Consider the following 15152-nt stretch of genomic DNA (forward strand, 5'->3'; position numbering starts at 1 on the left):
CGCACCTCCTCGATCGACAGATCTCCCAGCGAACACCGACCAAGGTAGTTCGGCAACCGTGTGACCGGTATCTCACATTGAGACAGCGTCGCCGCGGCGGGACGGCTTTCATCTCTGCAATCAGCCCGACCCCTGGAGGCAGGCACATGAGCAGGCAGAGTCTCACCAAGGCCCACGCGAAGATCACCGAGCTCTCGTGGGAGCCGACGTTCGCGACCCCGGCGACCCGGTTCGGCACCGACTACACGTTCGAGAAGGCGCCGAAGAAGGACCCGCTGAAGCAGATCATGCGGTCGTACTTCCCGATGGAGGAGGAGAAGGACAACCGCGTGTACGGCGCCATGGACGGCGCGATCCGCGGCAACATGTTCCGCCAGGTCCAGCAGCGCTGGCTGGAGTGGCAGAAGCTGTTCCTGAGCATCATCCCGTTCCCGGAGATCTCGGCGGCCCGCGCGATGCCGATGGCGATCGACGCGGTCCCGAACCCGGAGATCCACAACGGGCTCGCGGTCCAGATGATCGACGAGGTCCGGCACTCGACGATCCAGATGAACCTCAAGCGGCTGTACATGAACAACTACATCGACCCGGCCGGGTTCGACATGACCGAGAAGGCGTTCGCGAACAACTACGCGGGCACCATCGGCCGGCAGTTCGGCGAGGGGTTCATCACCGGTGACGCGATCACCGCCGCGAACATCTACCTCACGGTGGTCGCGGAGACCGCGTTCACCAACACGCTGTTCGTCGCGATGCCGGACGAGGCGGCGGCCAACGGCGACTACCTGCTGCCGACGGTGTTCCACTCGGTGCAGTCCGACGAGTCGCGGCACATCAGCAACGGGTACTCGATCCTGCTGATGGCGCTGGCCGACGAGCGCAACCGGCCGCTGCTGGAACGCGACCTGCGGTACGCGTGGTGGAACAACCACTGCGTCGTGGACGCCGCGATCGGCACGTTCATCGAGTACGGCACGAAGGACCGCCGTAAGGATCGTGAGAGCTATGCGGAGATGTGGCGGCGCTGGATCTACGACGACTACTACCGCAGCTACCTGCTGCCGCTGGAGAAGTACGGGCTCACGATTCCGCACGACCTGGTCGAGGAGGCGTGGAACCGGATCACGAACAAGGGCTACGTGCACGAGGTCGCGCGGTTCTTCGCCACCGGGTGGCCGGTGAACTACTGGCGGATCGACGCGATGACCGACCAGGACTTCGCCTGGTTCGAGGACAAGTACCCCGGCTGGTACTCGAAGTACGGCAAGTGGTGGGAGAACTACAACCGGCTCGCGTACCCGGGCCGGAACAAGCCGATCGCGTTCGAGGACGTCGGCTACCAGTACCCGCACCGCTGCTGGACCTGCATGGTGCCGGCGCTGATCCACGAGGACATGGTGGTCGAGAAGGTCGACGACCAGTGGCGCACGTACTGCTCGGAGACCTGCTACTGGACCGACGCGGTCGCGTTCCGCGGCGAGTACGACGGCCGGCCGACGCCGAACATGGGCCGGCTGACCGGGTTCCGCGAGTGGGAGACCCTGCACCACGGCAAGGACCTGGCCGACATCGTCTCCGACCTCGGGTACGTCCGCGACGACGGCAAGACGCTGATCGGGCAGCCGCACCTCGACCTGGACCCGAAGAAGATGTGGACCCTGGACGACGTCCGCGGCAACACCTTCAACAGCCCGAACGTGCTGCTGAACGAGATGACCGACGCGGAGCGCCAGGCGCACGTCGCGGCGTACCGCGCGAGCTGAGGTGGTCCGGGTGGCCGACAAACACATCGTCCAGTTCGAACCGGTCGGGATCGAGCTGGAGGTCGGCGAGGACGAGAAGATCCTCGACGCGGCGTTCCGGCAGGGCATCCACCTGATGCACGGCTGCCGCGAAGGACAGTGCTCGGCGTGCAAGTCCTACCTGCTCGACGGCGACATCCAGATGGAGCGCTACTCGACGTTCGCGTGCAACGACGCGGAGGTTGCCGAGGGCTACGTGTTGCTCTGCAAGGCGCACGCGTTCAGCGACTGCACGATCGAGCTGCTGAACTTCGACGAGGACGAGCTGCTCGGCGGCATCCCGATCCGGACCGTGGGTACGACGGTGGCCGCGATCGAGCCGGTCACCCGGGACATCGTGTCGCTGCGGCTGAAACCGGCCGAGGAGTTCGACTTCAAGCCAGGGCAGTACGTCGACCTCACGATCCCGGGGACCGATGAGCACCGGTCGTTCTCGATGGCGACGACACCTTCGGGTGAGATCGAGTTCCTGATCAAGAAGTACCCGGGCGGCCGGTTCTCCGGGCTGCTGGACGACGGACTGGCGGTCGGCGACGAGCTCTCGATGACCGGTCCGTACGGATCGTCCACTCTGAAGGACGGGCACGTGCTGCCGGTGATCTGCGTCGCCGGCGGTGCCGGGATGGCGCCGATCCTGTCGATCCTGCGGCACCTCGCCGCGACCGGCAGCACCCGGCCGGTCCGGTTCTACTACGGCGCCCGGTCGGCGGCCGACCTGTTCTACCTGGACGCGATCCGCGAGCTCGGCGCGGGTCTCGCCGACTTCGAGTTCGTGGCGTGCCTGTCCGAGTCGGCGGACTCGCGGTACGAGGCCGGCAACGTCACCGAGGTGGTCGAACGCCGGGAACCGCTGCTGCACAAGTGCGAGGCGTACCTGTGCGGGCCGCCGCCGATGGTGGACGCGGCGCTCGCCCTGCTCGACAACCACGACGTACCGAAGGACCAGATCTTCTACGACAAGTTCACCAGCCCAGCGACTGGAGCCTGAGATGTCACAGACCAAGCAACGCAGTTTCCCGCGGATCGAGTTCACCGACTCGGAGGCCGGAGCGCTGGAGTTCCCCAGCTCGACCAGCCGCAGCTACAACTACTACAAGCCGGCCAAGCTGCGCGCGACGATGTACGAGGACGTCACGGTCGACGTCCAGCCGGACCCCGACCGGCACCTGAGCCAGGGCTGGATCTACGGCTTCGGCGACGGCCCGGGCGGCTACCCGAAGGAGTGGACGGCGGCGGAGTCGTCCAACTGGCACGCGTTCCTCGACCCGAACGAGGAGTGGAACCAGACGATCTACCGGAACAACTCCGCGGTCGTGCGGCAGGTCGACCTCGGGCTGCAGAACGCCAAACGGGCCAAGGCGTACGACGGCTGGAACGCGGCCTGGCTGAAGTTCATCGAGCGCAACCTGGGCGCCTGGATGCACGCCGAGAACGGCCTGGCGCTGCATGTCTTCACCAGCATCCAGCGGTCCGGCCCGACCAACATGATCAACACCGCGGTCGCGGTGAACGCGGCGCACAAGATGCGGTTCGCCCAGGACCTCGCACTGTTCAACCTGGATCTGAGCGAGGCCGGCGTACCATTCGACGGCTCGGCGCACCAGGAGGTGTGGAAGGCGGCGCCGGAGTGGCAGCCGACGCGTGAGGTGGTCGAGCGGCTGACCGCGGTCGGCGACTGGTGCGAGCTGCTGTTCGCGACCAACATCGTCTTCGAGCAGCTCGTCGGGTCGCTGTTCCGGAGCGAGCTGGTGATGCAGATCGCGGCCCGCAACGGCGACTACATCACGCCGACGCTGGTCGGCACCGGCGAGCACGACTACGACCGCGACCTCGGCTACTCGCGGAACCTGTTCCGGTTGCTGACCCGCGACGACGAGTACGGCGAGACCAACAAGGCGCTGTTCGGCGAATGGCTGGCGACCTGGGTACCGCGGTGTATCGACGCGGCGCATGCGCTGCAGCCGATCTGGTCGCAGCCGGCCGACAAGGCCGTCACGTTCGCGTCGAGCTTCGACGCGGCCAAGCAGAAGTTCCGCTCGTTGCTCTCCGAGCTCGGGCTCGACACCCCGAAGGAGCTGGACCAGTGACCGCGATGCAGTTCGGATCCCAGACCGAGTTCTCCAACAAGTGCGGCGTGACGCTGATGAACACGCCGGTCGGCCGGGTGGTCGCGGACGTGATGGGTGCCAAGGACGGCGTCGAGCTGACCGAGTACCCGTCGATGATCCGCGTCGACGGGACCGGCGTACTCGACTTCGACTACGACGAGCTGTCCGACGCGCTCGGGTCGGACTTCGACGGGTCGGTGTTCGAGGAGATCAGCTCGACGCACTACGGCCGGATGGTGCACCTGGACGAGCGGACGTTGCTGTTCGCCAGCCCGGAGGACGCCGCGGAGTACATCGGTTTCGACCTCACCGCCCACTAGGAGGCAGGCATGTACGAGAAGGACGGCGAGAAGTACTACGTGGTCGACGCGCACGTGCACCTCTGGGACGGCCGCGAGTCGAACCAGAAGAACGTGCACGGCAAGCAGTTCATCGACTGCTTCTACGACTACCACCGCAACCTCAGCCCCGAAGAGGAGGTGTGGGACTACGACACCTACACGTACTACGGCGCCCAGCGGCTGATGAAGGACGTGTTCGAGGAGGGGTACGCCGACCACGCGATCTTCCAGGCCACGCTGCTGAGCGACTTCTACAAGAACGGGTTCGGCCAGACCGAGGACGCGTTCGGGCTGACCCAGGCGCATCCGGGCAAGCTCACGTACAACCACGCGTACGACCCGCGCAACGGGGAAGCGGGCCTCGAGCAACTACGCCGGGACGCGGAGCGGATGCAGCTCAAGGGCGTCAAGCTCTACACGGCCGAGTGGCACGGGGAGTCGCGCGGGTACAAGCTCGACGATCCGTGGTCGCGGCGGTACCTGGAGGAGTGCCTGAAGCTCGGGATCAAGAACGTCCACGTGCACAAGGGCCCGACGATCCGGCCGCTGGACCGGGACGCGTTCGACGTCGCGGACATCGACAAGGTTGCCACCGACTACCTCGACCTGAACTTCGTCGTCGAGCATGTCGGGCTGCCGCGGCTCGAGGACTTCTGCTGGATCGCCACCCAGGAGTCCAACGTGTACGGCGGGCTCGCGGTCGCGATGCCGTTCGTGCACGCCCGGCCGAAGTACTTCGCGCAGATCATCGGCGAGCTGCTGTACTGGCTCGGCGAGGACAAGATCCTGTTCGCCAGCGACTACGCGTTGTGGACGCCGAAGTGGCTGGTGGAGAAGTTCGTCGACTTCCAGATCCCCGGCGACCTGCCCGAGTACGCGCCGATCACGACCGCGCAGAAGAAGAAGATCCTCGGTCTGAACGCGGCCAAGCTGTACGGTCTCGACGTACCGGCCGAGCTGCAAGTGGCCGAGGCCGTCGCATGATCGCGATCGCCGCCTCGCTGTCCGACCGGGTCCTCGCGGCCCTGTCGACGGTGGTCGATCCCGAGCTGGACGAGCCGATCACCGACCTCGGCTTCGTCCGCTCGGTCCGGATCGAGAACGCGAACGTGACCGTGCACCTGCGGCTGCCGACGTCGTTCTGCTCGCCGAACTTCGCGTACCTGATGGCCTCCGACGCGGTCGACGCGCTGCGCCGGGTGGAGGGACTGCGCGAGGTCGTGGTCCAGCTCGACGACCACCACGACTCGGACAAGATCAACGCCGGCCTCGCCGCGGACGCGGGGTACGTCGGAACCTTCGGCGTCGAGGCCGAGGAGAGCCTGGACGAACTGCGGAGCATCTTCCACCGCAAGGCCCACACGGCCGCGATGGAACGGTGCGCCGAGCAACTACTCAGGACCACCGACGTTTCCGTGGACGATCTCCACCTGGTCACGCTCGCCGACGTACCCGAGGGTCCGCACAAGGAGGCGCTGTTCCGGCGCCGGGCCGCGATCGGGCTCGGGGCCGGACCCGCCGAGCGGCTCGTGGTGGACGAGGAAGGGCAGGCGCTGCCGGCCGAGGAGGTCCCGCTGCGGTTGCGGTTCGCGAAGTCGGTGCGGATCTCGATCGAGGGCAACGCGCATTTCTGTCGCGGCCTGCTGGCCACGAGGTATGGGAGTACGGCATGAGAGCGGTCCAGGTGGTCGGCTACCACACCGACCTGACGTTGGCCGACGTACCGGAGCCGAAGGTCGAGGGTCCGCTCGACGTGGTCGTCCGGGTCGGCGGAGCGGGGGTGTGCCGGACCGACCTGCACATCCTCGAGGGGCAGTGGGCGGCGAAGTCCGGCGTCGCGCTGCCGTACACGATCGGCCACGAGAACGCCGGCTGGGTGCAGGCGGTCGGCGACGCGGTCACGAACGTGAAGCCGGGCGACAAGGTGATCTTGCACCCGTTGATCACCTGCGGGCTGTGCCGCGCGTGCCGGTTCGGCGACGACGTGCACTGCGAGAACAGCCAGTTCCCGGGGATCGACACCGACGGCGGGTACGCCGAGTACCTGCGGACGACGGCTCGCAGCGTGGTGAAGATCGACGACAACCTGGAACCGGCCGACGTCGCGGCGCTCGCGGACGCCGGGCTGACGGCGTACCACGCGGTCCGGAAGGCGGCCGCCACGCTCCGGCCCGGGGACGTCTGCGTGATGATCGGCGCCGGCGGCCTCGGGCACATCGGGATCCAGGTGCTGAAGGCGATCTCGGCCGCGACGCTGGTCGTGGTGGACCGCAACCCGGCCGCCGTCGAACTGGCGGTCGCGATCGGGGCCGACCACGGAATCGTTGCCGACGGCACCCAGGTGCACAAGGTCCTGGAGCTCACCGGCGGCGCGCGGGCGGTGATCGACTTCGTCGGCGAGGGCGGCGCGACCGCGGAGGGCGTCGCGATGCTGCGGCGGGCCGGCAACTATTACGTGGTCGGGTACGGCGAGAACATCGACGTACCGACGATCGACATCATCTCGACCGAGATCAACTTCGTCGGGAACCTGGTCGGCTCGTACACCGACCTGCAGGAGCTGATGGTGCTCGCCGCCCAGGGCAAGGTCACCCTGCACACCAGCAAGTACCCGCTCGCCGACTACCAGCAGGCGATCGACGATCTCGGCCGCGGGCTGGTCCGCGGCCGGGCGATCCTCATCCCGTGAGAGGGGTCTGACCATGGCCAAGGAACTGCGGTTCAACGAAGACGCGCGCCGGCTGCTCGAGTCCGGGGTGAACGCCCTGGCCGACGCGGTCAAGGTGACGTTGGGGCCGAAGGGCCGCAACGCCGTCCTGGAGAAACTGACCGGCCCGCCGACGATCACCAACGACGGCGTGACGATCGCCCGTGAGATCCAGCTGCGCGAGCCGTTCGCGAACATGGGCGCCCAGCTGGTCAAGGAAGTCGCGATGAAGACCAACGGGGTGGTCGGCGACGGTACGACGACCGCGACCGTGCTCGCCCAGGCGATGGTCCGCGAAGGGCTGCGGGCGGTCGACGAGGGCGCGAACCCGATGCGGGTACGGCGCGGCATCGAGCAGACCGTACCGGTGGTGGTCGCGACGCTGCGCGCGTGGGCGGCCGACGTCGGCGGCGGGCAGGACCTGCGGAACATCGCGACGATGGCGGCCGGTGACGACGAGTCGATCGGCGAGGTGATCGCCGAGGCGGTCGAGCGGGTCGGGCGGACCGGGATCGTCAGTACCGAGGAGTCCGACGGGCTCGGGCTGAGCGTCGAGGTGGTCGACGGGATCGAGTTCGACCACGGGTACACGTCGGCGTACATGGTCACCGACAAGGAGCGGATGGAGGCGGTGCACGAGCGTCCGCTGATCCTGCTCACCAACCGCAAGATCAACCAGGTGCAGGACATCATGCCGACGGTCGAGGTCGCCAAGCGTGCGGACCGGCCGCTGGTGGTGCTGGCCGAGGACGTCACCGGACCGGCGTTGCAGTTCCTGGTGGGCGGCAACATGCACGGCACGATGCAGACGGTCGTGGTTCGGGCGCCGGGGTTCGGGCACCGGCGGATCGCCGAGCTGGAGGATCTCGCGGTGGCGCTCGGCGGGCACGTGATCGCCCAGGACACCGGGCTCGAGCTGGCCGAGGTCTCGCTGGAGCACCTCGGCACGTGTGACCGGATCACGATCAGCGAGGGCAGTACGACGATCGTCGGCGGGCACGGTGATCCCGCACTGGTCGAGGCGCGGCTGGCGCAGCTGGAGACGCAGTTCGAGCGGGCGCGGATCGACGCGGACCGGGACAGCCTGCAGCTGCGGATGGCGCGGTTGTCCGGGCGGGTCGCGGTGATCCGGGTCGGCGGCGCGACCAGCGTGGAGCTGAAGGAGCGGATGCTGCGGGTGGAGGACTCGCTCGCGGCTACGCGTGCCGCGGTCGAGGAGGGCGTGGTGGCCGGCGGCGGTACGGCGCTCGTGCAGGCGCAGGACGCGGTGTCGCGCGTCGAGCTGACCGGCGACGACGCGATCGGCCGCGAGGTCGTCCGGCGCGCACTGCCCGAGCCGCTGCGGTGGATCGCGATCAACGCCGGGTACGACGGCGACGACGTGGTGAAGAAGGTCGCCGATCTGCCGCTGGGGCACGGGTTCGACGCGCTCAGCGGGCGGTACGGCGACATGTTCGACCAGGGGGTGATGGATCCGCTGAAGGTGACCCGGGCGGCGCTGGAGAGCGCGGCGTCGATCGCGGCACTGCTGATCACCACGGAGACGGCCGTCGTCGAGGAGGTCCTCGGGAATCCCGGGGCGATCCACGCGCCGGGATTCGGCGACCTGGCCGAGGGCATGGTCCGCCCGTCGAACATCTACTGAGATGACGGTGTCCGAGCCCGCTGGGCCGCAGTTGGTCGCGGTGGCTCGGACGTTCAGTCTGCTGTCCTCGCCGGTGCGGCTGCGGCTCGTCTGGCTCGCGACCCGGGGCGAGTACGACGTCGGCACGTTGGCTGAGCGTTCTGGGGTGAACGTGGCAACCGCCAGCCAGCACCTCTGCAAACTCCGCCTGGCCGGCCTGATCACCGTCCACCGGCGGGGCCGGCACCACATCTACACCGTCGACGACCCGCACGTCCGCGCGCTGGTCGAGCAGATCTTCGCCCACATCGCCCCGGACGGCACGCTCGCGCCGGACCTCGTCCTGGGTTAGATAATAACGACCGGTACCATCTATTGCATGACGGTTCCGGTGCGGCGGTTGTGGGTGGCGGTGTTGTGTGGGTACCTCGCGTTCGGCGCGGCGTTGCAGGTGCTGCCGTCGTACGTCCCGGCGAGGTTCGGCGGTGGTGCGCTGGCCAGTGGGACCGCGGTCGGGATCGCGTTCCTGGCGACGGCGTGCGGGCGGCCGTTCGCCGGGTGGCTGGCAGATGCCGGGTGGTCGCGCCCGGTGGTGACCGCCGGGGGAGTGCTGGCAGCGATCGGTGGCCTGGGGCAACTGCTCGCGCCACAGCTGGGCTGGTTGCTGGTCGCGCGGCTGGTGATGGGTGCGGGGGAGGCGGCGCTGTTCTCGGCCGCGCTGCCGTGGGTCCTGTCCGGCGCCCGAAGCTCCCAGCGAGGAAGGCTTGCGGGCTGGTTCGGTCTCTCCATGTGGGGAGGCCTGGCCGGCGGCCCTGTGCTGGCGACGCTGCTCGCGGACACCACGGTTGTCTGGTGGCTGGTTGTCGGGTTGTGTGCGGTATCGGTCCTGCTGGTGTCGAGTACTCGGCGAGATCCGGGGCGGATGCTTCCGTTGGGCCGGCTGCGGATCCCGATCTCGTTGCCGGGAGCAAGTATTGGGCTGACTGCCTACTGCTACGGGACGGTCGCCGCCTTGCTGGTGCTGCGGTTGCGGGCGGATCACCTCGGGGCTGACGGCTATGCGTTGAGCGTGTTCGCCGGCGCGTTCCTGCTGCTGCGGTTCGCCGGGAGTCCGCTGGTCGACCGGTACGGCGGGCGCGTCGTCGCGGTCTCGACCGTCGCCGTGGAGATCGTCGCGCTGATCGGCATCGCGCTCGCGACAGGTCCGGTGATGGCGACCGTCTGTACGGCGCTCGCGGGCTTCGGTCTGGCGTTGATCTATCCGGCGTGCGTGTCGATGACGCTCGACCGGGTTCGTGGGCTGCGGCCGGGTGTGTCGATGGGCGTGATGACCTCGTTCTGGGATCTCGGCGTGATGCTCGCGGGCCCGCTGGGTGGCCTGATCGCGGAGCGGGCCGGATTCCCGGCGGCGTTCCTGGTCGCGGCCGGGGCCGGTGTCGCGAGTGTCGGCGTACTGCTCAGAATGCCGCGTCGAGCAGTATCTCCACGATGACCCGCGCCTCCGCGCCGAGCCCGGGATCCTGGTCGACCGCGCTGATCAGCGTCGCCCCTTCGAGGACGACGACCAGCTGCCGCGCCGTCACCCGGGGATGGCGTGCGCCGGTCAGCAGCCGTTCGAACAGCTCGCGGTAGAAGCGGAGATGGTCCTGCGCGAGCCGTCGCGGTGCGCCGTCCCGGCCGCGGTCCTCGGTGGCGGCGTTCATCATCGCGCAGCCACGGAACCCGGCCTCGGCGTACCAGGTGGCGATCAGGTCGAAGACCGCGAGCACCTGCGCGCGACCGGGCGGCGCGGCCCCGACGGCCTCGTGGTGCCAGGCGCGGACCCGCTGCGTACGGTCGGTCAGCACCGCCTCGACCAGGCCTTCCTTGGAGCCGAAGTTCTTGTAGATCGTGAGCTTCGACGCCCCGGCCGCCTCGACGATCTCGTTGATCCCGGCCGCGTGGATCCCGCGCCGGCCGAACACCTCGGCCGCCGCCTTCAGGATCCGCGCCCGGGTCGCCTCCGGGTCGAGTCGTTCCCCAGCCTTGACCGGCATCGTGCCACCACCTCCACGACCCACCCTACCGAGCTGGACCAAGATAATAACGATCGGTACTATCAGTCTTCATGTGGGAACAAGTAGCCGAGGCGTTCGAGCGGAACTTCACCGAGCGGGGCGAGCAGGGCGCGGCGTTCGCGGCGTACCACCGCGGCGACCTCGTCGTCGACCTGTGGGGCGGTACGGCCGACCGCGACACGATCCACCTGATGTTCTCCGGCACGAAGGGGCTCACCGCCGCGTGCGTGCTGCTGCTCGTGCAGCGCGGGCAGCTCGGGCTGGACGACCCGCTCAGCCGGTACTGGCCCGCATTCGGTGCCCAGGGCAAAGAATCGGTCACCGTCGCGGACGTGCTGTCGCACCAGGCGCGGCTGCCGGGCGTCGAGGCCGGGTACGCCGATCTCCTCGACCATGACGCGATGGCGGCGCACCTGGCCGCGCAGGCCCCCGACATCGGCTCGGACTTCGGGTACCACCCGATCACCTGGGGCTGGTTGCTGGATGAGCTGGTGCGCCGGGTGGACGGGCGCACCGTCGGGCAGTTCTTCGCGGACGAGTTCGCGAAACCGCTCCGGTTGGAGGTGTGGATCGGGCTGCCGACGGAACTGCATCCTCGGGTGGCGACGATGGTCGCGCCGGACGGCGTACTGGTGAACGGCCCGAACCCCTTGTGGGTGCCGGGCGCGGAGACGATCTGGAACAGCGCGGAGTACAGAAGCGCCGGGCTGGCCGCCGTCGGCGGTTATGCGACGGCCCGGGGGATGGCCAAGTTCTATTCGTCCCTGCTGGATCCGGACGGAGTTCTCACGCCCAGGACCGTCGAGCTGGGACGACGCGAGCTCAGGCGCAGCGACGAGATGCGGTACGGCGCCGGCTTCGAGTTGCAGGCCGGGGACGGCCGGATGGGTGACGACGCCGACGCGTTCGGGCATGCCGGCGCCGGCGGCTCGCGGCACGGCGCGTGGCCGGGCCGCGAGACCACCTTCTCCTACCTGATGACCGAGGTACGCAATGCGCCGGACGAGCGTCCGGTCAGCCTGCTGCGGGCGCTCAGCCGAGGTAGTCGCGCCACGGGCCGGTGATCGCCAGCGTGATGCCCGGCGTCTGGATGTTGACGAACAGCACCTTGCCGTCGGCGGAGAACGACGGGCCGGTGAACTCGGAGTCGTTCAGCTGGTTCCGGGCGATGGCGTACGTCGGGCCGCCCGGTGTCGCGCTCAGCACGTGGCTGCTGGCGTTGCCGTCCTCGGCCAGCACCAGCGAGCCCCACGGGGTCACGGTGACGTTGTCCGGGCCGTCGAAGTTGTAGTCGTCGTACTTCGCCTCGGCGCCCTTGTCCGCGGCGGCGTTCTCCGGGAAGTACGTGACCAGCTGGATGGTGCCGGCGTCGTAGTTGTAGAACCAGACCATGCCGTCGTGCGGGACCGCGTCGGCGGGCAGGTCCGACGTACCGGACTCGGCGTACGAGTTCACGACGTATACACCCTGCTTGGTGCCGAAGACACCCTCGAACTTCTTGCCGCGGGTGATCTGGCCGTCGGTGAACTGCTTGCGGACCGAGGTGGTCGTGCCGTCGCGGTCCGGCACCGGCACCCACTTGACCCGGAACGGGCGGAGCAGTTGCGCCGACGTCAGGTACGCGACGTCCGGGATCGGCTTGCCGTCGTCGCCGAGGATGGCGAGCGCCTCGAGGGTGCCGAAGTCCTTGTTCTGCAGGTCCTGCCAGCTGCGGGCGTTGAGCTTGTAGCCGCGCGGCGCCGACCAGCGGTAGAACGTCCCGTTCGGGCCGGAGGCATCCTCGGACAGGTAGACGTGGGTGCGGTCCTCGTCGATCGCGAGCGCCTCGTGGGCGTACCGGCCGAGCGCCTTCAGCGGCACCGGGTGCGCGGACTTCCCGTCGCCCCAGACCTCGAACACGTACCCGTGGTCCTTCAGCCGGGTGCTGCCGTTGGCCTTGTTCTCGGTCTCCTCGCAGGTCATCCAGGTGCCCCACGGGGTCGGGCCGCCGGCGCAGTTCGTCAGCGTGCCGGAGATGCCGACCCACTCGCCGAGATTCTTGCCGTCCTTGTCGACGTCGATGACCGTGCAGCCGCCGGCCGCGCCGACGCCGCTGTCGTAGACGGTGCCCTCGATCTGCGGTACGCCGAGCGCGTTGTCGCCGCCGATCTCGTGGTTCTGGATCAACTGGTACCGGCCGTGCGACCCGGCGAACACCGCCGTACCGTCGTGCAGGGTCGGCGTCGGGTGGCCGCTCTTCAGCTTGGTCTCGCCGGCCTGCGTGACGATCTTGTACTTGAACCCGGCCGGCAGCGCGAGGATGCCCTTCGGGTCGTCCAGCAGCGGCGGGAACGGCCGGTGCTGCGGGAACGGCGCACGGCCCGGGTGCGACGCGGGGGTGGCCTCGGCGAGCGTCGGTACGGCACCGACGGTGGTGAACCCGACGCCGGCGGCGCCGGCAGCGGCGCCGCGGAGGACGGATCGGCGGTCGACAGACATGATGTGACTCCTTGGAAACGACGGTCCCGAGGTTCGGATCTTTCATGCCGTGGGCTGACGGGCGGGAAACACCAGGTGAACTGCTCTCAGCCAACTCTCAGTTGAGCCGATGCAACGAACGGTCACCGGACGGCGTCTAGGGTGAGAGGTGATGTGATGCGCAAGGTGCTGATGCTGGTGGCGACGGCCGCGCTGCTGGTTGCGTGCGGCAACGAATCGACGACTGGAGGACAACCGTCCATGACGCCGAGTACGAGTAGCAGTCCGGAGCCGGCAAGCCCCGGCGGCAGCCTGGTGGAGCAGGCGAAGGCCGATCTGGCCAAGCGGCTCAAGGTGGATGCCGCCGCGGTGACCGTGGTCAGCTCCGCCGAGGTGACATGGCCGGACGGCAGCCTCGGCTGCCCGGAGCCGGGGATGCGCTACACCCAGATGCTGGTGAACGGGAACCGGACCGTCCTGGAGGTCGACGGCAAGCAGTACGCCTACCACTCGAGCGCGCATCGGGCGCCGTTTCTTTGTGAGCATCCGACGCCGACCGCACGGTGAAAACTTTCTGCACCGCCGGGTGTATCAATCCGGGCCGCGGGCGACTCCGCAGCAGTGGGGGGACGCCCTCGGGCCGGTGCAGGGGGGAGAGCGGCACGGGGCGGCGTAGAGGGGGAGGCTGACGCGGTGCGGAGGGCCCGGCGGGCGTGCCGGAGGTCCGCACCGCGTCGGCGCGTCGCGCTCCGTTCAGAGTGACGCGAGCGCGTCGCCGGCCCGCAGGACCGGACCGGTGCCCGGCTCCGCCTGCGTGCGGGCGAACCTGAGCAGCGCGGCGCCTGCCTGCCGGGCGTTCTCGCCGGTAACCGACATCCGGCCGGCGATCAGCGCGGCGACCAGCGGCGTCGCGAACGACGTACCGCTCCAGCGCGCCATGCCCTCGAACGTCCGCAGCTCACCCGCATGCGGCGGCTCCGTGCATTGGTACTCACCGGTGAGGAACGCGTTCACGAGGTCCGAACCGGGCGCGTACACGTCGACCCAGCCGCCGAAGTTGCTGAACGACGCCCGGTCCCGCCCGTTGCCCGCGAGCGCGCCGACGCCGACCGTCTCCGGGAACGCGGCCGGCCAGAAGTAGTCCCGCGTCGACTCGTTGCCCGCGGCCGCGACCAGTGCCAGACCGTTGATCCGGTCCAGCCGGCTGCGGATGAACACGTCCAGCCCGAGCGGCGGCAGGTCGAACCGCGTCCGGGTGCCGGCCGACAGGCTGATGATGTCCGGCGCCAGGTCGAGTACCTCGTCCAGCGCCTGCGCCAGGTCGAACTCCCACATCGCCCCGGCCGTGGTGAAGTAGCTCTTCACCACCACCTCGACGTTGCGCGCGATCGCCCGCAGTACCCCGGCGATGAACATCCCGTGGCCCGCGTACGGCCGGATCCGTCCGGACCCGTCGAACGCGTTCTCCGGGTCGCCGGTCACCCCGTTCAGCCAGTACGCCGCGGGCGCGTCCGACCAGCCGACGTCCAGTACGACGACCTTCACGCCGCGCCCGTCCGCGGCACCGGCGGGCAGGAACGGCGTCGGCAGCACCGGATCCGGCGGAGTGCCGGGCGGTACCTCCTCGGGCTCGGTGGCCGGGCACGGGCTGACGCTCGGGCACACGTAGAACAGGTGTTCCGGTGTGACCACGCCGCGCCCGAGCCGCAGGTCGGCGTACCGCAGGAATCGTTGGGTGTACGAACGATCTTCGGGTGCCTCCGGCGGGACCTTGCCGGGCAGCAGCAGCCGGGTGACGCCGCCGATCCCGCCCTCGGCCGGGCGGCCGCCCTCGAACAGTTCGACGACCCGCGGCACGTCCTCGTCGCGGACCAGCACCACGCCGGTGCGGTACAGGTAGTCGGCCCCCTCCGGCCGTTTCTCCCAGTCCGCCGGGAAAATCTCGACCTCTTTGCCGTACGCCGCCAGAATCAATTCGAGCTGCGCGACGTACTTTCGCTCATTCGTTTGATCCACCATTTTCCTTTTCCTCCCCTGGATCAATCAGCGGCCGTAT

Annotated in this window: 15 protein-coding genes; 12 read left to right on the forward strand and 3 right to left on the reverse strand. The window is 68.9% G+C overall.

Annotation, left to right across the window (positions count from 1 at the left end):
- Positions 1-146: 146 nt before the first annotated feature.
- From ACXJJ3_RS40360 to ACXJJ3_RS40405, 10 genes are read left to right on the forward strand one after another with little or no spacing between them, the layout of a single operon-like run.
- Positions 147-1763: a hypothetical protein gene (locus ACXJJ3_RS40360; protein WP_458167309.1), complete on the forward strand. Its 1617-nt coding sequence runs from the start codon at positions 147-149 to the stop codon at positions 1761-1763.
- A 10-nt stretch (positions 1764-1773) separates the two neighbouring features.
- Positions 1774-2790 (forward strand): FAD-binding oxidoreductase, encoded by a 1017-nt coding sequence (locus ACXJJ3_RS40365; RefSeq protein ID WP_458167310.1) that lies wholly within the window; start codon positions 1774-1776, stop codon positions 2788-2790.
- A gap of 1 nt (position 2791) precedes the next feature.
- The gene (locus ACXJJ3_RS40370) at positions 2792-3889 is read left to right on the forward strand and encodes an aromatic/alkene monooxygenase hydroxylase subunit beta (RefSeq protein WP_458167311.1); all 1098 of its coding nucleotides are present in this window, start codon (positions 2792-2794) and stop codon (positions 3887-3889) included.
- Positions 3890-3894: 5 nt separating this feature from the next.
- Positions 3895-4230, forward strand: coding sequence for a propane 2-monooxygenase effector subunit MimD (mimD, locus tag ACXJJ3_RS40375; RefSeq protein WP_458172000.1), 336 nt, complete (start codon positions 3895-3897; stop codon positions 4228-4230).
- Positions 4231-4239: 9 nt separating this feature from the next.
- Complete coding sequence (locus ACXJJ3_RS40380) at positions 4240-5235, forward strand: amidohydrolase family protein (protein ID WP_458167312.1); 996 nt, start codon at positions 4240-4242, stop codon at positions 5233-5235.
- Positions 5232-5924: an iron-sulfur cluster assembly protein gene (locus ACXJJ3_RS40385; RefSeq protein ID WP_458167313.1), complete on the forward strand. Its 693-nt coding sequence runs from the start codon at positions 5232-5234 to the stop codon at positions 5922-5924. Before ACXJJ3_RS40380 ends, ACXJJ3_RS40385 begins: the two co-directional genes overlap by 4 nt.
- The gene (locus ACXJJ3_RS40390) at positions 5921-6940 is read left to right on the forward strand and encodes an NAD(P)-dependent alcohol dehydrogenase (RefSeq protein WP_458167314.1); all 1020 of its coding nucleotides are present in this window, start codon (positions 5921-5923) and stop codon (positions 6938-6940) included. Before ACXJJ3_RS40385 ends, ACXJJ3_RS40390 begins: the two co-directional genes overlap by 4 nt.
- 13 nt (positions 6941-6953) lie before the next feature.
- Entirely contained in the window at positions 6954-8603 is a 1650-nt protein-coding gene (gene groL, locus ACXJJ3_RS40395) for a chaperonin GroEL (protein WP_458167315.1), read from the forward strand.
- Between the two features lies 1 nt (position 8604).
- On the forward strand, positions 8605-8934 hold the full coding sequence (locus ACXJJ3_RS40400) for an ArsR/SmtB family transcription factor (RefSeq protein ID WP_458167317.1): 330 nt from the start codon (positions 8605-8607) through the stop codon (positions 8932-8934).
- 27 nt (positions 8935-8961) lie between these two features.
- Positions 8962-10074: an MFS transporter gene (locus tag ACXJJ3_RS40405; RefSeq protein ID WP_458167318.1), complete on the forward strand. Its 1113-nt coding sequence runs from the start codon at positions 8962-8964 to the stop codon at positions 10072-10074.
- Here the strand turns inward: ACXJJ3_RS40405 and ACXJJ3_RS40410 are convergent.
- Complete coding sequence (locus tag ACXJJ3_RS40410; protein WP_458167319.1) at positions 10040-10618, reverse strand: TetR/AcrR family transcriptional regulator; 579 nt, start codon at positions 10616-10618, stop codon at positions 10040-10042. The two genes, ACXJJ3_RS40405 and ACXJJ3_RS40410, sit on opposite strands and share 35 nt — an antisense overlap.
- A 71-nt stretch (positions 10619-10689) precedes the next feature.
- Between ACXJJ3_RS40410 and ACXJJ3_RS40415 the strand changes: the two genes are divergently transcribed.
- The gene (locus tag ACXJJ3_RS40415) at positions 10690-11703 is read left to right on the forward strand and encodes a serine hydrolase domain-containing protein (protein ID WP_458167320.1); all 1014 of its coding nucleotides are present in this window, start codon (positions 10690-10692) and stop codon (positions 11701-11703) included.
- On the opposite strand, the gene ACXJJ3_RS40420 is transcribed toward ACXJJ3_RS40415, so the two are convergent.
- On the reverse strand, positions 11672-13117 hold the full coding sequence (locus tag ACXJJ3_RS40420) for an alkaline phosphatase PhoX (RefSeq protein ID WP_458167322.1): 1446 nt from the start codon (positions 13115-13117) through the stop codon (positions 11672-11674). The genes ACXJJ3_RS40415 and ACXJJ3_RS40420 overlap by 32 nt on opposite strands.
- 156 nt (positions 13118-13273) lie before the next feature.
- Between ACXJJ3_RS40420 and ACXJJ3_RS40425 the strand changes: the two genes are divergently transcribed.
- Positions 13274-13663, forward strand: a complete 390-nt coding sequence (locus tag ACXJJ3_RS40425) for a hypothetical protein (protein ID WP_458167323.1) — start codon at positions 13274-13276, stop codon at positions 13661-13663.
- A 186-nt stretch (positions 13664-13849) separates the two neighbouring features.
- On the opposite strand, the gene ACXJJ3_RS40430 is transcribed toward ACXJJ3_RS40425, so the two are convergent.
- Positions 13850-15115, reverse strand: coding sequence for a S8 family peptidase (locus tag ACXJJ3_RS40430; protein ID WP_458167324.1), 1266 nt, complete (start codon positions 15113-15115; stop codon positions 13850-13852).
- Positions 15116-15152: the final 37 nt, after the last annotated feature.

It is taken from the genome of Kribbella sp. WER1, from assembly GCF_054189145.1.